This is a genomic window from Pediococcus cellicola, assembly GCF_001438655.1.
GTDB classification, from domain to species: domain Bacteria; phylum Bacillota; class Bacilli; order Lactobacillales; family Lactobacillaceae; genus Pediococcus; species Pediococcus cellicola.
Genome location: NZ_JQBR01000011.1, coordinates 32,903 through 57,085, shown reverse-complemented (window position 1 = coordinate 57,085; position 24,183 = coordinate 32,903). Strand labels below are relative to the sequence as shown.

Here is a 24,183-nt window from a genome sequence, read left to right as displayed (position 1 = left end):
TTTTGTACATGTAACTAAGACTTTTTTTGACAAATTTTCTTAACTAATAACACGTCCATAATATTACTTATATCAGTGGGCCGCCATCATTTCAGCACCTTTATTAGTCAATAAATACTCTTGATTAGTACTATGAGCAAATACTAAACCTTCAAATTCACGGTTACCATTGAAGGTAATTTCATTGATTTCGGACGCCTTCAATTTGCCAAGATCCTTGACCGGCACCGAGGCAATACTCTCATCAGAAACAAAATATAAGCGTCCATTACCATTGTTATAAGCAATTCCCTGTGGTTCAATTCCAGGTGCCGTGCTAAGTCCTTGCATGACAAGACTAAAATGCACACGGTTTGTACTTAAGGTACCTTTGTATATTTTGACGGAATTTTTAGGTGCCGTTGCCCACGGATTAACCGTTCTTGTCCACATATATGCTGTACCATTATTATCAAAAGTTAAATTACTACTCATTGGTACAGTAGACTTTAAACTAAAATCAACCGTTGCATTAGGTTTTAGAGAACTTGGATCTAAACGTTGTGCTTCTGAGGCACCAGCTTTTGTTTTATCCACATACCATAACTCATTTGTCTTAGGGTTTAATGCAAGTCCCTGAATATGTCCCGTTATGGTCGTTGTGCCAACGTGGATATAACGTAAAACTGCCTGATCAGTTGCATTTTCTGAATGATTAGAATGTGCCCATGTTGCATGACGAATGGCGCTCATAGGCTCATTATATTGTTGCATTAATTTTTTCCAATCATATTTTACAAAATATCCTTGCTGTGAATCACTACCCTCTGAACCACTAGCGTTATATGCGACATACAATTCCGTATCATCCTTGTTAAATGCAGCACTCTGCGGATTACCTAAGTCACCCGACTTATTGTACGTGACCGGAAGAAACATTGCGGTTTTGAAATTATAATTTTCAGTACCGTAATGCTTATCCGCATTCAATGTGTCTGCAGTCGTCTGAAAGACGTTAGCTGCATACGCGGGAACTTTTTGATAACTACCATGTGCAATAGCTGTTGTATAACCAGGTTTTGGTGTCACTAACGAAAAGTTAGCCGTTTTATAATTATCTAAAACATCCCCAGTAGTTGCATAAACTGGTCCATAACTATTCGTGCCAGCAGCGTGGGTAGTACCCACTGGTGCCGTTTTGAGATAGCTGTGCCATATCCAACCCTTTGTCCCATTAGAACCAGTTACATAGTAATACAAATACTTAATACCTTTTTTGTAGATATAAGCTTGTTTGCTTTTTTTGTATGATGCTGTCGAACTTAAGAATCTGCCACCACTAAAACTGATGGGATTATAGCCACTTTGAAATGGATAGATTTTACCACTTCTATTTTTAACATACGTCCCAGAAACGTTTTTGATACTCGTAAGTTGATAATTTTTACCGGCTTTTAAATAACCGTGCCATACCCAGCCAGCAACGCCACTTTTAGCATTATGTACATAGTAGTACAAGTATCTCTTTCCGTGTTTAGTAATATAGGTTTTACTAGTTCTTGTCCACGTTGTATTCTTATAATTCTTTAGATAATGATTTAACTTAAACTTAAAATGAGTGGTTGATCCATTAGCCGAATATGTAGCTGCTTTTGTGTTCATTGAATAATAATCCTTATGACTTACTGCAGTGGTTTTTGTACGTCGATACCCTGTTGACGCTTTTACGTCTTGCTGATTAGTCATAGTAGGACCTATTAATGCCAACAAAGACAGAACTGTCACTACCCCTTTACATTTATGTAACATAAAAATTCACTCCTCCAAATTTTATAGTATTCAAAAGTTTTAAATACATAAGTCTAAGTTTATTATAGCTTTAAAAAGCTAAAAATACATTTAATTCTAAAATTTTCGATTCAATTATTTTTATTTTTTCTTTCCTAATTTGCTCGTAAATCCACATAAAAATGCCATTAAATAAAAAAAAACATGCGGTATAATTAAGGTATTTGAGTCATCTTGTTAGGAAGGATATATTTATGAATAATAAATTGCGCTACAGTTACTTTGATAGCATTCCAATTTTATTTTTACTCGTACTCAGTATTTTAATTGCTTGGAGCTTCCGATCCAATCCGTTTTACATTGGTAATGCACTCCACGATTCTTCAATGTTTCAGTATTTTGGACGATTAATGACACACGGAAAAATACCTTATGTGGACATGTTTGACCACAAGGGTCCTTTATTGTTTTTCATTAATGCCTTAGGACGACTTTCTTTTCATGGCATACGTTTTTTGTGGCCAATTGAAATATTCTCAATTTTTATCACTTTTTTATTCTCATACCTAACCAATCGATTTTTTTTATCACGTACATATGCCACTCTTTCAACAGCTCTGGTTTCAGTACTCTACACAGTACTTTTGCATGGTGGTAATTATTCTGAGGAGTATGCGTTACCTTTCATCAGCATTGCAATCTTTTATTTAGCTTTATTTTATATAAAAGAGGATTATCATCTTTTTAATCTGATCATTTTAGGAATTAGTGGCACCTGTGTTTTCTTTCTTCGCGCCAATATGGTTATTATTTGGGTCATTGGCTGTATAAGCATTTTAATTTACACTTTGTATAGACGTAATCTTAAATTATTAGGTAAAAGTATTATCGGGATTTTTATTGGCGCCCTGGTCGTGATACTTCCCATTCTAATTTACTGTCTAAAAACAAATTCGCTCTACCAGATGATCTATCAGTCCATCATTTTCAACTATCTATATGTCCAACATACTCCTGGTATCAAGTTTCAGGATGTTACTTCTTTTTTTGCTTATATATTGGGACAAAACGGGCTTTTAATCACACTGTTTTTTTTACCGGCTATGATTTTGTTTAAAAAAATAAATTTCAAAACATTCGGAAAAAAATATTTTTTGTACATGATGTGTATGTTTGGATGGCTAAATTTATTATCTATTTTACTTTCACAGCGTAATTATCCGCACTATCTCGCAACCGAAATTCCGTTTATTATTTTTTCTATTGCACTTCTGATAGCTCTTATACAAAAATACTGGCACTATAAGGAAATTAGTTTAGTCCTTTTAATCCTGGGAACCTTCATAATTGTTGCTTTTCCAGCATTAAAAACAACCACTGATCTCATTCAAAAGGAACAAACGCCTACCTTATATTCAAAAAATACCAGTAGTGTCGCATCTTTCATTAAACGTCACACGCGACCTTCAGACCCTATTTATATACATCAAGCAGATGCAAACATCTACAATATTGCTAAGCGTAGCTCTAATTCACGTTTCTTTACATTACCTTCAGTAAATTTAGACAAATTCCCGAAACTACGTGCTGAATTTGATGCTAAATTAATAAAAAACAAGCCTAAATATATTGTTGTAAAAAACACTTTTTTGGCTCATTCTTCTGACAGAAAATACGAAACTAATCTAAAAAATCTCATCAAGTATCACTACAGATTGGCATTTCATAACTATTATTATGCTGTTTACGGCATTCATTAATAAAGGGGAGCCCTTACCATGTCATTTAAATCTAAATTTTATAATTTTCATTATCTTCACTTTTTATTAATCGTTTTTGCTTTTTTAACAGTCATTGCAAGTGTCGTTTTAACAAAACGGTCCATGCTCTTCACTCATAACAATGTTTTAACTGGATGGCAAACTTTAGCTGCTTTACGTTATCCAATCTTTACTGGATTAGCATTCTGTATTCTTTTTCAAAAACGTCACACGATGTTTACATGGAAAGCCGTCTTAACGTTATATCTAGAGATCCTAAGCATCTTTATTCCAGCAATGCTGCTATCATTTGCTTTAGACGTTCGAACAATCTCCCCAAAAAACTTTGTAGAAAGTATTGTCCCGTTTTTTTCGCCACACAATATATGGATTACTGGACTAGTAATTACTATTTTAGCATTACCTCTGGTAAAGTTTTTACTTCCCGAGTTCATCAAATTACATGCAGGTATGTTTTTATACACTATTAGTGGCGTATTGATTATACTGTCAATCTGGCTAATTCATCATCCTACCCTAGTTGCTTTACTTTGGTTAGCTTTTTCTTTTTTGATTGCCACTGTGGATCAAAATCCATTTCAAAACAATCTATTTTTTGAGGGTGGTATTACTTTATTCGTGATAACGGTAGGTATTGGTCTTTTCACCAATATTCCTTACCGTTTGAACATTGTCAGCAACTTAGCACCGTTTTTTCTTTTATTAGTGCTCAGTAAATTTGAGTCTCAGCAATCGCCACATATGACAGAATCGTCACCGCATTTATCATACGTTTTGGTTGGCCTTTTTCCCATCTTGCTCATTTTAAATAATCAACTGCTCTTAACACTAGCCAAGAATTTTTTCCAAGCCTACTATGTTCCAGGAAAAATCGGTTCATTACTCTGTTTCGTCATTTTTTTCGTTGTAGCCATTTTATTACTTGGCTATGGCAATGCCGTTGGTATGATGGTCCAAAAGCTTCATCTGAAACAGCGATCCATCTTGGGCGCTCTACCATTATCAATAAGTTCTATTTTATCAGTCTACATTCTTTATAATTTTTCAGAGTTTCAAAGTCTTGGTTTCGACGCCATGGTTAAGCAGCAAGACGGACGTATATACTTGGCCTTTTTAAATTTATTAATTATCGCTCTCTGGTATTTAATATTAGCTGGTATTGTGAACCGCTTTTGGATTAGTACGGTACTTTTTTCTTGCTTTATCGTGGCCTTTTCATTTGCCAATGCTCAAAAAATACAATATCGTAATGAACCGGTCATCTACCCTGATATGGCCATGGTCAAATCATTGCCAGACATTGTCCAAATGGTCAATGTCCGTACGGTTATCTTATTAGCTGTTGCCATTGTGGCAGTGCTTATATTGGCGTTTTACCTACAGAAGAAACTTTTAAAAGGAAGAATATTTAAACTTGTCCCAAGGATTGTGATCATCGGAATATCCGCCACTATTTTATGGCAGTTTGCTATTGTTGAAAATCAAATGAACCTGAGTGTTTGGTTAAACAAAAAGCCGGATCAGAAGAACCCAATTGCACAGATGCTGACTATTGCTGGTTACACAGCTCATCCGGAAAATCTTGGACATAATGCACAAGCTTACGGACCAGCTTTAATTTTTACCAGTACTGAGATTGTCAAAACAATGGATAAGCCCAGTCATTATTCACAAGCAACGGTTAAACGCGTGACTAAAAAGTATCAACGACTTGCAGATCAAATCAACCGCACTCGTCATCATAATGATCTAAACAAGCAAACTGTTATTTATATTTTAAGTGAAAGTTTTGCCAATCCTGATCGTGTTCCAAGCGTGCGTCTTTCCTCTAATCCCATCCCTTATACAGATGAGATCATGAAACAAAATACTTCAGGACTTATGTACTCTCCTGGATATGGCGGTGGTACCGCAAATATTGAATTCGAGGCTCTTACTGGTCTTTCTATGAATAATTTTGATCCATCCCTCGTGACGCCATATGTATTTCTTGTCCCACGAGTTAATCATTTACCTGTCGTAACCGACTTGTTCGCACACAAAAATGCGATTCATCCATATGAAAGTTCCACTTATGATCGCGCAAAAGTATTCAAAAAGTTTGGGTTTCAAACCTTTTATACCTTAGATCACCATAACATTCAATATACGAAGAAAATTGACAAATCACGCTACGTTTCAGACCAGTCAGCGTACAATCAAACTTTAAAACAAATTCAAAGCGTTAAAGGCGGACAATTTATCCAGTTATCAACTATGCAAAACCACATGCCTTACACAAAGGGAACCTATGCACAAAATAATTACACAGTCTCTGCAAATCTTTCACAAAATAGCATTAATCAAATTGAGTCTTATACTCAAGGAATCCATTATTCCGATCAAGCACTCAAAAATTTCATTGCAAAAATCAGCAAAATGAAACAACATGTTACAATTGTTTCCTATGGTGACCATTTACCTGGTATCTACAGTGGGTCAGCCGTTAGTGGCAAGAATACGGCAAGTGCTGATGCAAAATTACACCAAACAGATTATTTTATCTATAGTAATTTTAAAACTCATGGTGTGTCCAACACAAAAGTGGTCTCGCCTAATATGTTCACACCGATGTTACTCGAACAACTTAACGAAAAAGTTTCGCCTTATTACGCTCTCCTAACAGAGGTACAGAAGGATGTTCCTGCAGCTGAAAGAAACAAATTCATGGGCGCCAACGGCCAATATATTTCAAAAAATAAGCTCTCTAAACGCGCCAAGAAAACTTTGTCTGACTACAAGATGATTCAATATGATATTACGGCCGGTAAGCAATATGCTTTAAAGCACAAGAAGTTTGTAACCCTACCTTAATAAAAGCTTTTATATACAAAAATAAACACCTAACTGAAAAAATATCAGTTAGGTGTTTATTTTTGTATATATTACTTATTTAAAATGTTGTTTGTCACTCTGTGATTTAGGATAAACGGGATGAACTAACGAAGAAGGATCACTGATACTTTTTGTAATTGAATGACCAGAGATCGTTACCATTGCAAAGAAAATCATCACGATCACAGCCGCTAAAATCAACCACTTACTTGTCGTAGTCATTTTACTTGGTAAGACTTCACCATAAAACAATTTATGGGTTTGACGCTTTGCCTCACGATCTGTTAAGGACATATCGTTGGCCTTTTGCTGTGCAACTTCTTTTTCATAAGCATTAACATCGAAATTCAATTGAATTTGCTTTTTGCCTTTTTGATACTCGTCACGTTCTTTAGCAGTTTTCTTCTTGAAATCAGATGAAAACTTACGGTAAGCACTGACAACTTCTTTTGTATCCCCAATCTGACGCAAATCACCAAAATGAATCCAGGCCACACGGTCACAAAGCATTTCGACTTGTTTAAGTGAATGACTGACAAAGATAATTGTCTTTCCTTCTTTTTTAAACTGTTGAATCTTGTCCAAACATTTTTGATAGAAAGTATCGTCACCCACAGACAACGCCTCATCAATGATTAAAATATCAGGATTAATATGAACAGCAATCGCAAAGCCTAAACGAGAACGCATACCAGAAGAATAGTCTTTTACTGGTTGGTCAATGAAATCGCCAATATCCGCAAAGTCAATAATATCGTCACGAACCGCCGCAATTTCATCAAATGTCAGACCTTGCATGAGGCCTTTTAGTCTAATATTTTCTAATCCAGTTAAGCTCCACTTTAAACCAGCACTGATAGCAACAATTGAAGTATCACCACGTACATCAACAAAACCAGTAGTTTGTGGAATAATTCCCGAAATAATATTGGAAATTGTTGATTTACCAGAACCATTTACACCAATCAGTCCCAGTGCCTCTCCTTGCTTAACTTCAAAACTAATGCCCTTTAAGGACCAAAAGTGAGGCACTGAGTCATGCCGCGTTAAGTTAAAAAAGCTCGTTAATTTTTCACTCTTACTGCGATATAGATCATACTCTTTAGTTACATTTTCTACTTTGATCTTATAATCTTCAGACATAACCTTTAATTCTCCATTCACTAAATCAAATCAACAAAGTTAGCACGGAATTTGTTGTGCAAGAACGTCCCTACCGTCATAACAATAAAGACAAACATCCAAAACACGATAGTGATCGTAAGATTTGGTTCTTGCCATACCCATCCCTTACTTAACATTGATTCTCGCATACCATTGATGACGTAATAAAAAGGATTTAATTCCAGAATCCGAATTAAGACAACTGGAAAATTTGAAGTCGCAAAGTTAAAAAGGACACCACTCATATAGAATAACATTCGCAAAATAGATTGTAGTGTGATTTGCCAATCTCGAACTAAGACAGTGACCGTAGAATTAAAAATTCCTAACGCATATAACAGAACTATCATACAAATAAAATAGTAGATAAATTGAATCCAAGAAATGGTTGGATACATATGGTTAACCAGCATTAGAAAAATTGAGAAAGCTAACATCGTCCAAAAGCTTGCTAAATTTCCAACAATTTTGATGGAAGGTAAAATGCTCACTGGAAATTTCATCTTGGATGCTAAATTTACTTGTTGATACACACTTTTTGAAGCATCCAAAACAGTCTTACTCATATAAAGCCAAGGTGTAATCCCAATTACCATCCATGGTAAGTATGGGACACCTGGCATTGGATCACCACGACGCAGTGCAACACCAAAAACTAAATAGTAAATTCCAATTTGGATTAATGGATTTAGAAACTCCCATGCCAAACCCAAATAATGGCTCTGATAAGTTGCCTTATCGTCGAACTTTGCCATTCTCCGAATAATTTTGTAGTTGGAAAATTGTTCAGAGATTATCTGAAACATTGTATGCATTTCTCTAACCCCTTATATTTAGACATTTATTCATATTTTGATAGTATAGACGTTTAAATTCAACACGTCAATAAAGCCTACGTTTCCTAATAAGAACTAGCCAACTCACTGAAAAGTTTGACTAGTTCATAGTAGACCTTATTTTACTTTGATATCTGTTTGACGGACCCAGAAGGTTTGCTTTGAAATTGCCATGTTCTTAATTTCAACAAACGCTTGTCCGACATCTTGCTTACGGATTGGATCTTGTAATCTTGCCACTGAGAGCTGCTGGAATTTTTCGTCTTCGCTTATGTTTAAGTTTTTGATAAATTTCGCTGAAGGCGTGTTTGGAATGCCAGACCACAGCTGTGAGCCATCTTTAATTTTAACTTGGTCAGCCGCCAATTTTTGTTGTGAAATTCCATACTGCTTATTTTTGAGTACATACTCTACCAGTCTTTCAGTAGAGTTCCCATCTTCCCAGCTGGTAAATTTTGCTTGAAAATCTTGATATTTAGCTGTTTGGACATACTTTTTGGGATTGTCTAACATATCGTTTAAAGTGGACACCACTTCTTCATTGGTTTTAACGATCGGACCTGGTACCGTTTGTTGATAGTCCACATAAAAGCCACGGATATCATCAGCATACTCATCCAAATCATAAGCAAAGAATAACATTGGACGCTGTAAATTAGCAAAATCAAACATTACGGAGGAATAATCCGTAATCAAAACGTTGGCGATCAAGTACAGCTCCATAATATCTTCATAATCACTAACATTCACAACGCGACTTCCGTATTTAGAGAGGTCAAGTTGGTTGGCAATAAGATAATGTGTTCTGATCAAAATAACCGTATCTGGTTGCAACTGATCTAGCATCATCTCAAGGTTTAAATGCAGATCTGCACGATACTCGTCCGCGCGAACGTAATCATTATCACGCCATGTTGGTGCATACAAAACCACTTTGGCGTTGCCATCGATATTTAGATTTGCTTTGATTGACGCTATTTGTGCGGAATCTGGGACATGCAAAATATCATTTCGTGGATAACCACTACTAATCATTTGTGCATAAGGCTTCCGAAAAGCTCTTTGCATAATATCATATGAATACTGATTGGGTGCAATTAGGTAATCCCAACGGGCCGAATCTCTAATGACCTGTTGGTGATATTTTCTTTGTGTCACACCTGGCATCGTAACCGTTTGGACATCCGTTCCAATTGTTTTCAGTGGCGTCCCGTGCCACGTTTGAATTAACTTAACACCTTGTGGCTTTTGCCATCTAAATGGTCTTCTCGTATTCGTAAACCAATACTTGGCCTGTGCCTGCTTAAAAATGCCCCTATAGCCAAAACGAACAATATAAGGAATATGATGTTCTTTAAAATAGGCGACATGACGGCGATTAACATTCCAGTACAACTTATATTCTGGATGCTTTCGTTTCAAATAAAGATAGATTGCTTTGGGACTATCTGAATACTGTGTGCCAAAAAAGCTTTCCAGAATAATAATATTTCGTTTCCACAAGTGGCGACTTAAAAAGTTTAAAAGTTTAGATTGAAAATCTTTTAGATGAACAGCTCTCAATACTTTTTTCCAGAAGAGGTGTCGCACAACAGATAACTGTTCTGCAGGCGCAAGTGATAACATGCGCTCTGAAATAACTTCACTTGCATTCCCATCACGACCATAAGTACAGAACTTATCGTAAAATGCTTCAATCTTGTCTGCATACTTATGATGTAAATGATCTAAGTTCGTTAATGAATCAATAACCTGATCTGTGCTTGTAACAACTGGACCAGGAACCGTTTGATCATAATTTAAGTAAACACCACGATTATCCCCATTTAAATACCAGTCTTTATCATACGCAAAAAAGATCATTGGTCGTTTCAAATGGCCATAATCAAACATCACCGAAGAATAATCCGTGATCATAACATCACTAATTAAGTATAAATCGGCAATATCCGGGTAGTCACTTACATCCCAAACAAACCCATGTTGGTCCAAAAATGACATTGAATGTGCCACAAAATAATGTAATCGTACCAAGACAACATACTGATCACTTAATTTTGCTCTTAATTTTTCAAGATCTAATTCAAAATCGAAAGACCCGCTATCATTATTCCTGAAGGTTGGCGCATAAAGGACAACTTTTTTATCCAACGGAATCTTGAGTCGTTGTTTAACATTCTGAATATAATCCTTAGTATTATGTTGATACAAAGCATCATTGCGTGGAAAACCAGACTTCACTACCTCATGTTGGTAGTCAAAAGCTCTGGTTGCAGTATCTGCCATATATTGAGAAGGCACCGTTAGCAGGTCCCACCTATTATTACGTATCGCAAAGTTTTTTTGTATACGGGCACTACCATTCTTAAAATGAGGTTCATCAAATCCCATTGTCTTCATAAACGTTCCGTGTAACGTTTCAACTTCAATTTGTCCCGCACGTTTTGAATATTGGTTTGGAAAATTGGTGTTTTGCACAAGATACTTTGCGCGAGCCAAATAATACCAGTACTTGAATCCTAAACGTTTGGCAACTTTAGTTTGACCATCTGTTTGAATTTGATCATTCGTAAAAATCCAAACAAACTTCAATTCAGGATGATGTGTCCTCAAATAATCATACATGGCTTTAGGACTACCATTAAAGTAATCGCCCCAGTAGCTTTCAAAAACCACCATTTTCTTATTCAAAGGTAGCATGCGCATCAAAGGATACAAAATTGAGTAGCTAATTCCCCTACGTAATTTCGTTTTGTCCAACCAGAAAACTCGCTGTTTTACAGATAAATTAGCAAAACCATCGTTATTTTCGGTTAAAGTAAACTCGCCGAATTGATTGTCATGCTCGGCAATTGATACCGCAACATGATTGGGATCAAATACTCTCACTCTAATTTGTTTCTTCCCAGGCAACACTAAGTAAATACGGTAATTTCCCGACAAAACCTTTAATTGCTTATTCATAATGAGAGGAATTTTCGCCTGTAAGTCACGTCCATCAGCCGAAACTTTACCAATTGAAAGGTACCGATTTTTTTTATTAGTTGCTAATAGCTCAACAGACCCTAATCCCTCAATCTCAGTATCTGGCCAATCACTGGGTAGCGCCACCTTCAAATCCAAAGCACTACTTTCACCAGCTACATCCCAACTGGCAGTCTTCAATGGCAAAATAGGGACTTCTTTCATCAACCAAATACCATAAGTACCTAAATATGATACAAAAACATCCGCATCACTCATATGAAATATTTCAAATTTTTTCGAACGGTTAAATGCATAACTTTCGGCCACGTTAGTTTCAGCGTCAATCACTTCAAGCTGGGTCATTGAACCTTTCATTTTTTCAAGGTCGTCCATACTAATTCGAAATACAAATTCTTGTTTCTCATGTTTTACAACAGATCCCACCTGCTGCTTATTGAAACGTAACAATGGCTGATTCAAGCCTGATCGAACCTTAAACGTTAATTCCAGACTCGTTTTATCAGTAGCTATATCTATCAAGCTATTTTCATCATTCACTTCATGCGTGGTTTTCACGTCAAGGGTTTTATTTGCGGTAAACGTTAATTCCCATTGATTATTGTACTTTTGAATAAGACTTAATTGCAGTTTAGGATTGGAGACCGTGTGCATCCGGGCACTACCTGCTACTGGTTGACCGGCGTATGAAGTGAGTACCTGTCCCGAATGTTTAATGACAAGTTCCAACTTCCAGGTCCCGGCTCCTAATGCTTCAAGTGCTTCATCTGAATCGAATGAAGCCTGATAACGTGCGTAAGGCCCTAATTGACCATGTAAACGGACATTAAATAAAGCACTCTCACGAATAGCTTTGACCGCAAATTTTTTCTGATTATCAATATTAAGCAAATGTGCGCTTAACTGTTCATTTAGATTAGCAGACGTCCCCCAAATTCGGTGTAGTTTAAAAGTGTTTGGTTGAAGATAACCTTCAATCAAGATTTGGTTTTTCCTTCCTAATTTAGTTGGCAAATTGACAGCCTTAACGGCAGTGATCTGATTAGTGACGCCAACGCTATTCATGACGTTTTTTGAAGATGTCCCCAAAAAATGATGAATAATTCGCTTGGTGAAATTGCCTTTATATCCTGAATATGAATACTTTTTTAATTCAGCAAAATCACCACTTAAAAGTGCCTTATATTGTGACTGCATTTTAATAGAAAGCCGCTCATACAACTTACTATCAAGTAATTCCCAATCTCGTAAAAAAAGATAAGTAGCTCGCTGAAAATCTAAAATAAAATCATCGTCTGCGTCGGCAATATCGTCCATAAAAAGTGGAATATCAATCGTCAACACTTTCACATAAAATGTTTGCAAAATTTTGTTACTAACTTTATCGTGAATAAAGTTTTGACGAACCATATTTAAGATCTTAAGCCGATCACCATATGGTTTCATCGCATTTTTAACTTGGGTAATGGATTTGCTATCTCCATCTCGCCAACGCCATCGGTAAACGACGTCAGACAAAACGTTAATGCTACTCTCTTTACTTGCAATCGTAAAAGCCCGCATAACAAATGGAATGTCTTCATAAAGCATGTTGGCTGGGAAACGCAATTGATGACGTCTGACCATTTCTAAATTATAAATTTTATTCCAACTGGTAGAATCATAAACAAGTTCTGGATTACGTTCTAAAGTTGTGCCTAAAACTGTGTCCGAAATAGCAAATTTATGTAAATATGAAGGCTTGTCACGGTTCTTATCGAATCGTCTGACAAACCCAGTTACCACTTGTGCTTGCTTTTGGGAGACAGAACTAACTAATTTTAAATAAGCATCTTCTGGAATAATATCGTCCCCGTCAGCAAAGGCAATATAGTCTCCATTTGCTAAGTTTATGCCTCGGTTTCGAGTATCACTTAGACCCAGATTATGTTCATTATGATAACTGTGAAAATTAGCATATTTTTTCCCATAAGAATCAACCAATGTAGCTGTGCGACCGCCATCCGTGGAACAATCATCAATCAAGATTACTTCTATTTTTTTATACGTTTGCTTAGCTAAAGAATCAAGGCATTCTTCTAAGTAGTCAGCCACATTATAACAAGCAACCACAACACTAAGTAAAATTGGTTTCGTCATTTTTAAACAACCTTTCAAACAATCCTATAAAATCAACATTATCTTAACCCAATCAATTTATCACTTTACTTATTGATTGGCAAAGTGTGTTTCCATTTCAGCTTCACTCATGATTTCAATGTTAAGGCTCTCTGCCTTCGTCAACTTGCTTCCGGCATCGGTTCCCGCAATCAACAAATCTGTTTTCTTAGAGACGGATCCCGTCACATTCGCACCGAGATTTTCAAGCTTTTCCTTTAATTCGTTACGTGTATAATTCTCGAGCTTTCCGGTTAAAACCACTGTCTTATCAGTAAAGTAGTTATCCTCAACTTGGGCTGGTGTCTGACCTTCAAATTTCATATTCACACCAGACGCGATCAGCTCTTCAATCGTGTCCTTTGCCGCATCGCTTTGAAAAAACGTCACAATATTAGCAGCCAAAATATCCCCGACGGCGGCAATTTCTGTCAGCTCTTCTTCACTCGCATGTGCCAACTTATCCATCGTGATGAAATGTTCAGCAAGGATTCGCGCCATTTTAGTCCCTACTCCGGGAATGCCGATTCCGTTAACGAGTCGCTCTAACGAATTTTGTCGACTATTGTTGATTGCCTCTAACAATCCAGCGATTCGCTTTTCCTTAAAATTATCTAACTCTGCCAAATCATCTGGATTCAGCGCATACAAATCTGAAAAACTACGAACCAATTTATGATCAAAAAAGACTTGTAACAACCTTGGGCCTAAACCATTGATATTCATAGCGTTCCGAGAAGCAAAATGCTCCAAGCGCGCCACAATCTGGGCTGGACAATCCGGATTAATACACCGAAGCGCAACTTCACCATTCAAATGCACCAATTCACGCCCACAAGATGGGCACACTGTTGGAATTTGCAAAGGCGCACTGGCATCTGGGCGTTTGTCCAAGACTACTTCAGTAATCTCAGGTATAATATCGCCCGCCTTATGTAATTTGACTGTGTCACCAAGTCGGACGCCCTTAGCTTCAATCTGGTCAACATTATTTAGTGTCGCCCGAGCTACTGTAGATCCTGCCAGCTGCACAGGATCCATAATGGCAGTGGGTGTCACCACACCGGTACGCCCAACCGTCCACTCAATTTTACGAACGACTGTCAAGGCCTCCTCGGGGGGGAACTTATATGCAATTTCCCATCGCGGTATTTTTACAGTATGTCCTAGTTGTGCTTGCAAGTCTAGATCATTGACCTTTAATACAATCCCGTCAATGCCATAAGCCAATTGATCTCGTTTAGCTTGATAGTCATCAATGTATTGCCAGACTTCATCTAAATCATGGCAAACTCGTTGGGTAGGATTAGTCGTAAAGCCCAGCTCTTCCAGAGTATGAATGGCTTCGTGCTGCGTTGTAACTTGCAAGGCATCAAAGGTCGCAATTGTATAAATAAACGTATCCAATTTACGTGCTTTAGTCACGCGCGTATCTAATTGGCGCAAACTTCCCGCAGCCGCATTACGAGGATTAGCAAATACTGCTTCCCCACGTTCCTCTTGTTGTTGATTTAAATCTGCAAAAGCCTGCTTGGGCATATAACACTCCCCACGCACTTCAATTGAAACAGGTTTCGTTAAAGTTTGCGGAATTGAGTCAATTGTCTGCAGGTTCTTGGTGATATCTTCCCCAATTGTTCCGTCGCCACGGGTTGAACCGCGGACTAGCTTACCATTTTCGTAAACCAATGAAATGGCAAGCCCATCAATTTTTAATTCAACGTTATAATCCACTGGATGTCCGACGTTTTTTTGAATCCGATTATCAAACTCGACGAGTTCATCTCGAGAAAACACGTCTCCCATAGATAGCATCGGAATCTCATGACGTACTTTAGTGAAACCACTTAAAACTTCACCGCCCACTTTTTGTGTGACAGAATCGGGCGTCACAATTGATGGAAATGCAGCTTCTAGCTCTTGCAAATCCCGATATTTTTCATCATAAACGGCATCTTCAACTTCGGGATTATCTTTTGTGTAGTAATCAGAGCTCCACCTATCTAGCGTTTGACGTAATTCTTGTGCCGCATCACTAGCTTCTTGCTCAGAATACTTTGCAATTGGTTTTGGTAACGCCATTTTTCTTCCTCCCCATTTCCGCTATGCCAAATCAATATCTAGTTCAACTGGACAATGATCTGAACCAAAAACTTCATTATGAATTTTAGCATCTTGCAACTTCGTTTTTAAGTCATTAGATGTCACAAAGTAGTCAATCCGCCACCCTGCATTGTTGTCTCGAGCATGGAACCGATAACTCCACCAGGAATAGACATCCGCTTTATCAGGATAAAAATAACGGAACGTGTCTGTGAAGCCACTGTTAAGCAACTCCGTAAATTTTTCGCGTTCTTCATCTGTAAAGCCAGCATTGTGATGATTGGTTTTATCATTTTTTAAATCAATTGGTTGATGGGCCACGTTGAGGTCCCCACAAAAAATAACGGGTTTATTTTCCGACAAGTGATCTACATAGTTTCTAAAATCGTCATCCCAGGTCATACGATAGTCAAGGCGTTTTAACTTGGCTTGAGAATTAGGTGTATAACTCGTCACCATATAAAAGTCTGGGTACTCTAATGTAATTAGACGTCCTTCATGGTCATGCGCGTCAATGCCCATGCCATATTTCACATTAAGTGGTTCTTTTTTTGTAAAGATGGCCGTCCCGGAATAACCCTTCCGATCTGCATAATTCCAATACTGATAATACCCTGGCAAATCTAACGTGAGTTGTCCTTCTTGCATTTTGGTTTCTTGAATACAAAAGATATCGGCGTCTAAGGCTTCAAAAGTGTGCATGAAGTCATGTGTGACCGCCGCTCTAATGCCATTTACGTTCCAAGAAATTAGTTTCATTTTTATCTACAACCTTCTTTACTTCGAATATCGGTCTATGCTTAGAATTATACCATTTTGAACATAGCTTCTGAAAAGAATATCCTGAGCTTTAACAAAGACATAAAAAAACCTGCGGAAATTTTTCCACAGGCTAGAGATTCGTTATTTTTACATATCTTTCAAAATTTCAGACAATGCGGGTTGTCCAAACACATTATAAGTCTTCTTATAATTATCAATGGTTGCTTGATCAAATTGTTCAGGATCCATTGGAATAAATGAAGTGTCAATTGGATCTACATTTTTAATCTTGGCGTCCACCACGATCGGCTTGGTATTTCCACTCTTTTGTAACGCGTCAATCTTATCGAACGCATCATCTAAAGATTTTTGGTCTGTGACTGTCAGTCCGATGGCACCCATATTTTCTGCAATACCAGCCCAATTTGCCCCTTGCAAATCAATGCCATAAGGTGCCTGGTTTGCCGCAATCTTTTCATGTTGAATAAACCCAAACACTTTGTTTTCCAACACCACATTGACTACTGGTAATTGATACTTAACCTCGGTCAACAAATCTTGCATAACCATTGCAAAGCCACCATCACCAGAAACGTTGACTACTTGTCGATCTGGATAGCTTAACTTACCTGCCATACCAGCTGGCAACCCATAGCCCATTGTGGCAAACCAAGACGAAAGCGTGAATTTTTGGCCTTTATTGAACGGTAATTGACGAACAGCCCATTCAGTATTATTACCCACATCCGCTGCAAAAATTGTGTTGTCAGTAGCGTGCGCTTTAATGGTCTTCATGACCGCTTCTGCAGGTAAGCCTTCCGAATCATCGCTTGCAAGCTTATCAAGCCACTTATCCCAATTCTGCTTGTCCAAACGAGCCGCCTTCAAAAACTTGGTTGGCGCAATCGTCACATCTCGTTGTAACAACTCATTCAAGAAATCTTTACCATCACCTAAAATAGCTAGATCCACGTCCCGTTGTTTACCAATGTCAGCGGCATTATTGTTCACTTGAATAATCTTTACGCCTTCTGGTAAGAAACGTAGGAACGGGTAGTTTGTGCCGACAGAAAGTACCAAATCAGCCATTTGAGAGACTTCAAATCCTGGCTTCGTACCTAAACGACCACGAGATCCCATAAAGTTAGGATGATCGGTTGGCATCACGCCCGTCGCAGGAACTGTGGAAAGAACCGGCAAACTGAATTTTTCAGACACTGCCACAAGTTCTTTTTTGGCACCCTTCAGCCCGTCACCAGCCCAGATGATAGGATGCTTTGCGTTTTGAATAGCTTTAACAACGCGATCAATCGTAGCTTCATCAAACTTAGTGTGCATTTGTTCTTTATAGATTGGTGCCGTCTTGAATTCTGTAAAATCAATTTCTTGACCAGACAAATCATCAGGAATGATCACAACAGCTGGTCCTCGATTTGCGTATGCGGCGCGAATCGCTTGATCCACAACGTAAGGAATTTGTTGTGCACTCACCACTTGTTCATGGAAAACAGCCACATCTACAAACATGGGATCTTGGTTCATTTCTTGGAAAAAGGAAGTATTCATGACGCCCGTCGCGGACTGCCCCACAATGGCTAAGACAGGTGTGTGATCCATCTTGGCATCATACAACCCATTGAACAGGTGGGTGGCACCAGGGCCAGCTGAACCAAAGCTCACACCAATTTTGCCGGTAAGTTTGGCGTCAGCGGCAGCAGCAAGGGACCCTACTTCTTCGTGACGAACTTGAATGTATTTGATTTTGTCTTTTTCTTGGTACAAGCCATCAACGGTGTTATTGATGGAGTCAGCGGTAATGCCATAAAGATGGTCAATTTGCCAGCTCTCTAAAACTTTTGCTAAGGCTTGTCCTGCTTTCATTTTTGTCATGTTTGTATACTCCTTGAATTAATTTTTAAGTTGTATTGCTTACTTTTCGTAAGTAGTTGAATACATTGTACAAGCAATTAGGTAAAGAAGCAAGGATTTATATTTGAATATATTTTGAGCTACGTTTAGCCATTTATTCATAGTCTTAACTTGAGTTAGGTATCGTCTTTTCTTAGACAAGTGAAGACACTCAATAAAAAATGTCTAAACACCAGAACACCGTTGTTTGAAACGTAAATTTTTTGCCGCAAAAAAGAGAGGCTGGGATCCCCCAGTCTCTCACCGTTTTCAAACTTTAGCAGTCGCCGTCGGATAAAAAGGATGACGCTTTTTCCCTCTACTTTTCTACGATTAAGATTTCACAATCGACCAGAACAGCCAACATCACAATTCCCAGTTTACACACCATGTATCGTTAAGACATGGTAATTAAACTCGAAACTAAGATTGCTTTTTTATCTACAGTCCAGCCTTAATTTGTTTCAAATCTAAAATAACTTGCCCACATAGTAGTGGATAAACATAGTAATGATCCCCACAATAATGTTACGTATCATTGCTTTTTTAGGTAATCCATTTCCTAGTCTGGCGCTCATATATCCAGTCAGTGCAACTGCCACTAAAACAGCTAAAATTGTTGCCAATAATTGCATGCCTGCCGGTGCAAACGTCATTGCCAAAAGTGGAAAAATGCCTCCTGAAGCAGCCGAAACTAATGAAGATAAAGCCGCTTGCCACGGATTCAAATAACTTTTCAAGTTCATATCATATTTCACACTCACAACTGTAGCTAAAGCACGATCTTTTTGTGCCAGCAGCTCATCCGCAATGGCTTGGGCTGTTTGCTGATGAACGCCCTTTGCTTCGTAAAACTTCACCACATGATCCTTTTCATCCGCAAACTTGGTGTTTAATAATAGTCGTTCTTGACCTACAACCGCTTTTTCTGTATCGCGTTGCGAACTTACTGAAGCGAACTCCCCAGCTGACATTGAAAACGCACAAGCTAACAAATCAGATAAGCCAGCAATGAAGATTGTAAATGAATTGGTGGTGGCTGCTGCCACACTGAATAACACACCAACCACAGTCAAAATTCCATCATTAGCGCCTAATACACCGGCACGCAAAGTGTTAAGCCAATTATCCATATTTTTATTCTTTTTTTGCGTCAAATTCTCATCCCCTCAGTTTACGCAAACAAGCTTCCAATGAAGTAAGTAACCAACATTGTGATTAGTCCGGACACCACATTGCGAAGGACACCTTTACGCCGAATCGCCTTACCTAAGGCCGCCGCTAAATATCCTGTCACTGCTAACGCGAATGCTACAGTAAGAATAGTGAGTGGAATTTTATAAGCTGTAGGCATAAAACTGATCGCTAACAAAGGTAGTAGTGAGCCGGTTGGAAAAGAAATCATCGAAGCCAAAGCGGCATAATAAGGATTCGTATAATCATGAATATTAATGCCATACTTTTCGCGCACCACGGTCGTTAAACCATCTTGGGTCATCATTTCATCAGTAGCTTTTTGTGCCAGGCTCTCTGAAATGCCTGAATCCAAAAACTTTTGTTTCACACTAGCAAACTCTTCTTCATAATGATTAGCTAAGGCACGTTTCTCAATTTCAACGGTATGCTGCTGTGCGTCTTTTTGCGTATTCACCGACACATATTCCCCCATTGCCATCGAAACTGTTCCCGCAATCATTCCCGCGATTCCCGAAATGAATATAGAAAAACTATCGGTTGTCGCACCAGCCACACCAATCACAATACCAGCCACCGACAAAATACCGTCGTTTGCTCCCATCACACTGGCTCGCATGACGTTTATTTTTTGCGCCAGAGAAGGCGAAAATCTTCGCTGTTTTTTGTGAATCTCCATATAAACACTCCCTCTCATTAGAATGATTCTAACCAAGTTCACTTTTATCATACTAGTTCTTTTTAATTTTGCAAATTGACTCGTTGCCGTTGCAATGGTAGTTTTTAATGTAGGAAACGAAAAATTTTTTCGACGGAGATATCAAAATGCCTGATCTGTTAACTTATTTAGATAACTATAATCGGCCTGTCACCTCAACTTTAACAACTGCTGACCAACTCGTTTTTTCGCGACTGCCATTCTTGCCCTTGAATGGTATTGTTTCAAGCGATCCCACAGAAACTATTTCTTTACCCAATGCCATGCAACAGCTTTCGAAGAAGTTAGCGACTACTGCCGAGCACCTCTTGCTTCCCAATGATCGCTTATTAATTGAGAAGTTAAGTAAAACCTTTCGCTACCAAAAAGTTTTGCTTTCCGGCTTTCAAATCCATTCATTAAATGATTTGGAACGTCAATGTGGCGGACTCACCGTCCAAATTGAACCACATACCAAAGCCGTCGTTTTTCGTGGTGCGGATGGAACTAAACTCGGCTGGCAGTCTGACCTAAAAATACTTTATAACCCAATTCTTTCTGATTGGCAGACTTTTAGCCAGTCCTATTTGGCGCAAGTTGCCGCTATTGCAAGCGACACACTTCAAATCATTGGCTTTTCCAAAGGTGGCAGTATGGCCATCTACGCGGCAAGTCATGCTGATGGCACCCTTAAACGCCAAATCACACAAGTCATCAATTTTGATGGTCCCCAAATCTTTGAAGACCACTTATCTGCTACCCAATTTAAAACACATTTTCAAACTTTCGTGCCACAATTACCTTTCTTTACGATTGGCTCCAAATTCGCCACTCCTGTCCACGTTGTCAACAGTACGACCAGTGGTATTTGGCAACACGATATTTATAGCTGGCAATTGCATGATGATCAGCCGGTTATTTTGGGAGATGTGCGTTTAGGCGATACTTTTTTGTCCACAACGCTTCCAAAATGGCTACAGCAGCAGACACAAGGCGATGCCCATCGATTTGTAAACACCTTTTGGGAAATTTTAAATCAAACAAACGCAATTTCTGTAAACGATCTTTTAAAACACTGGCAACAAGTCACTAAAGAATTTCGCTTGCAAAGTACTTCTTTTGCGCCACTTGCAAAGGAAATGGGCCAAAAAGCTCTCCAATCCGCCTTTCAAATTATCATTGGTTTTACCCACTTTTAACAAATTTGGCTAAACGTGGTACGCTAGTACTATGAAAACTGAAAGAGAAAAAATGACCGCTGGCGAATCTTACCAGGAGTTTGATGCTGAATTGATTGCACGACGAAAGTTTATTCGGCAACAACTGCAAGAGATTAACCAGATTACTGATAATGACAATCGAAATCATCGTTTCCAAAGCTTGCTTGCTGAAACAGGTGACCATTTTTTTGTAGAGAGTAGTTTTAAATTCGACTACGGCTTTAACATTCGCATTGGTGACCACTTCTATGGCAATTATGACATTACCATGTTGGACACTTGCCCAATTACAATTGGCAGTCACTGCTACTTTGGTCCTAACGTTGGCCTGTATACACCTGTGCATCCCTTAGACGCCAAACGGCGCGATGCTGATGTCGAAATGGGCGCCCCAATTACAATTGGGAACAGCGTTTGGATGGGTGGCCGTGTCACAGTCCTTCCTGGCGTCACTTTAGGAAACCGTGTCGTTGTTGGTGCAGGATCTGTCGTCACCAAATCTTTTCCAGATGATGTTGTGATTGTGGGTAATCCAGCACGGATTATTCATCATCTTGACGCAAATGGGGATGTGATCAAAAACTAAATTCAATCAACGAAAAAGCGAGCGAATTCATTAGTATTTGTATAAGTTTAAAACGCTGTGCAGATATCCTGATGGGATAATTGTGGGCGTTTTTTTGTTTGAAATTTTGTAAGTCACTCAGTTATTTTCATCGCTTTTTCAAAGCCATTTATTTTACATTGCGGCTTCATCGGTTCCTTTCGGACAGTTCCTAGAAGCCATTCACAGTAGAAAATAGGTCTAACGCAAGCCTTTATTTTGCTAACGGACACACTACTGTGGCTTTAACACTTCACACACATTTTTTTAAAACATTTTTGGAAGCATGTATTGAGAAATCGGCACGCTTACTGCAAAATAACGTTTTGCCTAAAACACCTTTGTTTCTCAATACATAAGCACTCCCCTACACTCACTTATATATTATTAGGAGGATTATTATTTTACACCACAGAAATATCGACCGCACCGTTTTTATTCCTACCGTTAGTCTTTTCGCCCTTGTCTCACTTGGGCTCATCCTTGGAGGTTCTCACCTTCGTGTCGCTTTAAGCAGCGTCATGAACGGCATCACCGCACACATGTCCTGGGCTTACTTGGGCATCTACATCATCAACTTCGTATTCTTTATGTACCTAGCTTTCAGTCATTTTGGCAATATCAAGCTTGGCCATGCCAAAGATAAACCTGAGTACAGTAGCTTTCAGTGGGGCAGCATGGTTTTTGCCACTGCCATTGATGCTAGTATTCTTATGTTGAGCATGGTCGACCCATTACGCTACGTTCAAAGTCCCGTTTTTGGAGACAAACCCTATTCTGCTGCCGCTTATGGCGATGCTCACATGCTAGGCCAATTCAATTGGGGACCTATGGCTTGGATGATGTTTGCTTCTGCAACTATCGCCATTGCCTACGTGATGTACGTACGAAACGTTCACGTCATGCGCATTAGTTCCGCCATTTCCTTTTTAAAGGGTCCCGAACGTTCCAAAAAAATCATTCGTCAAATCATTGATTTCTTAGTCGTCTTCGGCATTATGGGTGGAATTGGTTCCTCAGTTGGAATGGAAATTCCGGTTCTTTCACGAATTATCAATGAAATCACCGGTATCCCCGATACCCTCTTTTTAAAATTATTCATGTTTTTAATTTTATTCTTAATTTTTGCCGTCACTGTTTTTCATGGCATCAAGGGCGGTATCGATAAGCTAAGTGCTGCTCATATTTGGACTGCCATTGGCTTCTTGCTCATTGTGCTCTTTATTGGGCCTACCCTAACGATCTTTCGTGATGAGGGTAACAGTCTGCGTTTGATGGTCGAAAAGTTTATCACCATGAGTGCGAGCACCACCACAAATGGTAAACCAGGAGTGGCACAACAAGAAACCATCTTTTACTGGGGTTGGTGGTTATCCTATATGCCAGTAATGGGATTATTTATTGCACGTATTTCACGCGGTCGGACTATTCGCCAGGTCATTGTCGGTATGCTCACTTATGGCGCGCTCGGCTGTATGAGTTTTTATGCCATTCTGGGTGGCTACTCGTTGTACTTGCAACAAAGTGGTATCGTCAATTTGGTACACATTTTAAACACCCAAGGACAGGCCGCAGCCATTGCCGCCGTCATCAGTACCTTGCCATTAAAGATGTTGATGTTAATTATCTATAGCATTTCCTGCTTTATCTTCTTGGCCACGACGATTTCTTCTTCAGCGTTTATCGTATCGTCCTTTACGAGCCGGCATCTTAAACCAGGTGAACAACCTAGTCAGTTCAATCGTTTGATCTGGGTTATTGTCTTCATCATCTTTTCGTTTGGTATCGTGTTTGTCGGTGGGTTCAAGACCGTTCAGGCCATTAGTTCGATTGCTGGTTTCCCCCTGATTGCCGTTTGTGCGTTATTATTGCTGTCCATTTGGCAAATGATTCACAAAGACCAACAAGTGGCGGTTGCCAAAAAAGAGACCGTTTTGTTTTTGCCTCACGTTACACCTGAAATTATCAAGAAACGTAAACATGTTCAAGTGACACTAGAAAGTTATTTAAGTGATTAAATTCCAACATTACACAAAGATCCAAGCAGAAATTCAAATTCTGCTTGGATCTTTTTTAAACCAAATTATACTGCAAATAAAAAATTACAATGCAGGCTGTACCCGTACAGATG

At 38.7% G+C, this 24,183-nt stretch carries 14 protein-coding genes; 5 read left to right on the top strand and 9 right to left on the bottom strand.

Annotated features, from left to right (window positions below; all coding sequences use genetic code 11):
• Positions 1-72: 72 nt before the first annotated feature.
• On the bottom strand, positions 73-1,788 hold the full coding sequence (locus IV80_RS08845; RefSeq protein WP_057752437.1) for a hypothetical protein: 1,716 nt from the start codon (positions 1,786-1,788) through the stop codon (positions 73-75).
• Between the two features lie 233 nt (positions 1,789-2,021).
• Between IV80_RS08845 and IV80_RS08840 the strand changes: the two genes are divergently transcribed.
• Positions 2,022-3,527, top strand: coding sequence for a hypothetical protein (locus IV80_RS08840; RefSeq protein WP_057752434.1), 1,506 nt, complete (start codon positions 2,022-2,024; stop codon positions 3,525-3,527).
• Between the two features lie 18 nt (positions 3,528-3,545).
• A complete protein-coding gene (locus IV80_RS08835; RefSeq protein WP_057752431.1) occupies positions 3,546-6,401 on the top strand; it encodes an LTA synthase family protein in 2,856 nt (951 codons plus the stop codon).
• 75 nt (positions 6,402-6,476) lie between these two features.
• Here IV80_RS08835 and IV80_RS08830 read toward each other — a convergent pair whose 3' ends face one another.
• From IV80_RS08830 to IV80_RS08795, 8 genes are all read right to left on the bottom strand, one after another.
• Positions 6,477-7,565, bottom strand: a complete 1,089-nt coding sequence (locus IV80_RS08830) for an ABC transporter ATP-binding protein (RefSeq protein ID WP_057752428.1) — start codon at positions 7,563-7,565, stop codon at positions 6,477-6,479.
• Positions 7,566-7,585: 20 nt separating this feature from the next.
• Complete coding sequence (locus tag IV80_RS08825) at positions 7,586-8,401, bottom strand: ABC transporter permease (protein ID WP_057752425.1); 816 nt, start codon at positions 8,399-8,401, stop codon at positions 7,586-7,588.
• Between the two features lie 138 nt (positions 8,402-8,539).
• Positions 8,540-13,546: a bifunctional glycosyltransferase/CDP-glycerol:glycerophosphate glycerophosphotransferase gene (locus tag IV80_RS08820; protein WP_057752423.1), complete on the bottom strand. Its 5,007-nt coding sequence runs from the start codon at positions 13,544-13,546 to the stop codon at positions 8,540-8,542.
• A 69-nt stretch (positions 13,547-13,615) separates the two neighbouring features.
• The gene (gene ligA / locus IV80_RS08815) at positions 13,616-15,646 is read right to left on the bottom strand and encodes an NAD-dependent DNA ligase LigA (RefSeq protein ID WP_057752419.1); all 2,031 of its coding nucleotides are present in this window, start codon (positions 15,644-15,646) and stop codon (positions 13,616-13,618) included.
• Between the two features lie 21 nt (positions 15,647-15,667).
• Positions 15,668-16,426: an exodeoxyribonuclease III gene (locus tag IV80_RS08810; protein WP_057752416.1), complete on the bottom strand. Its 759-nt coding sequence runs from the start codon at positions 16,424-16,426 to the stop codon at positions 15,668-15,670.
• Positions 16,427-16,576: 150 nt separating this feature from the next.
• On the bottom strand, positions 16,577-18,319 hold the full coding sequence (locus IV80_RS08805) for a thiamine pyrophosphate-dependent enzyme (RefSeq protein ID WP_057752412.1): 1,743 nt from the start codon (positions 18,317-18,319) through the stop codon (positions 16,577-16,579).
• Between the two features lie 488 nt (positions 18,320-18,807).
• Complete coding sequence (locus IV80_RS08800; RefSeq protein ID WP_057752470.1) at positions 18,808-19,470, bottom strand: VIT1/CCC1 transporter family protein; 663 nt, start codon at positions 19,468-19,470, stop codon at positions 18,808-18,810.
• Positions 19,471-19,511: 41 nt separating this feature from the next.
• Entirely contained in the window at positions 19,512-20,210 is a 699-nt protein-coding gene (locus tag IV80_RS08795) for a VIT1/CCC1 transporter family protein (protein ID WP_057752409.1), read from the bottom strand.
• A gap of 146 nt (positions 20,211-20,356) precedes the next feature.
• Here IV80_RS08795 and IV80_RS08790 point away from each other — a divergent pair, with 146 nt between their 5' ends.
• The 3 genes from IV80_RS08790 (at position 20,357) to IV80_RS08780 (ending at position 24,070) form a co-directional block, all read left to right on the top strand.
• Complete coding sequence (locus IV80_RS08790) at positions 20,357-21,427, top strand: Mbeg1-like protein (protein WP_057752406.1); 1,071 nt, start codon at positions 20,357-20,359, stop codon at positions 21,425-21,427.
• Positions 21,428-21,458: 31 nt separating this feature from the next.
• A complete protein-coding gene (locus IV80_RS08785) occupies positions 21,459-22,034 on the top strand; it encodes a sugar O-acetyltransferase (RefSeq protein WP_057752403.1) in 576 nt (191 codons plus the stop codon).
• Between the two features lie 455 nt (positions 22,035-22,489).
• Positions 22,490-24,070: a BCCT family transporter gene (locus tag IV80_RS08780; RefSeq protein WP_057752400.1), complete on the top strand. Its 1,581-nt coding sequence runs from the start codon at positions 22,490-22,492 to the stop codon at positions 24,068-24,070.
• Positions 24,071-24,183 lie beyond the last annotated feature (113 nt).

What these genes read in the sequence shown, in the direction of transcription:
- IV80_RS08845 (WP_057752437.1), bottom strand. Translation starts at nt 1,788, where the DNA reads ATGTTACATAAATGTAAAGGGGTAGTGACAGTTCTGTCTTTGTTGGCA.
- IV80_RS08840 (WP_057752434.1), top strand. Translation starts at nt 2,022, where the DNA reads ATGAATAATAAATTGCGCTACAGTTACTTTGATAGCATTCCAATTTTA.
- IV80_RS08835 (WP_057752431.1), top strand. Translation starts at nt 3,546, where the DNA reads ATGTCATTTAAATCTAAATTTTATAATTTTCATTATCTTCACTTTTTA.
- IV80_RS08830 (WP_057752428.1), bottom strand. Translation starts at nt 7,565, where the DNA reads ATGTCTGAAGATTATAAGATCAAAGTAGAAAATGTAACTAAAGAGTAT.
- IV80_RS08825 (WP_057752425.1), bottom strand. Translation starts at nt 8,401, where the DNA reads ATGCATACAATGTTTCAGATAATCTCTGAACAATTTTCCAACTACAAA.
- IV80_RS08820 (WP_057752423.1), bottom strand. Translation starts at nt 13,546, where the DNA reads ATGACGAAACCAATTTTACTTAGTGTTGTGGTTGCTTGTTATAATGTG.
- ligA (WP_057752419.1), bottom strand. Translation starts at nt 15,646, where the DNA reads ATGGCGTTACCAAAACCAATTGCAAAGTATTCTGAGCAAGAAGCTAGT.
- IV80_RS08810 (WP_057752416.1), bottom strand. Translation starts at nt 16,426, where the DNA reads ATGAAACTAATTTCTTGGAACGTAAATGGCATTAGAGCGGCGGTCACA.
- IV80_RS08805 (WP_057752412.1), bottom strand. Translation starts at nt 18,319, where the DNA reads ATGACAAAAATGAAAGCAGGACAAGCCTTAGCAAAAGTTTTAGAGAGC.
- IV80_RS08800 (WP_057752470.1), bottom strand. Translation starts at nt 19,470, where the DNA reads ATGGATAATTGGCTTAACACTTTGCGTGCCGGTGTATTAGGCGCTAAT.
- IV80_RS08795 (WP_057752409.1), bottom strand. Translation starts at nt 20,210, where the DNA reads ATGGAGATTCACAAAAAACAGCGAAGATTTTCGCCTTCTCTGGCGCAA.
- IV80_RS08790 (WP_057752406.1), top strand. Translation starts at nt 20,357, where the DNA reads ATGCCTGATCTGTTAACTTATTTAGATAACTATAATCGGCCTGTCACC.
- IV80_RS08785 (WP_057752403.1), top strand. Translation starts at nt 21,459, where the DNA reads ATGAAAACTGAAAGAGAAAAAATGACCGCTGGCGAATCTTACCAGGAG.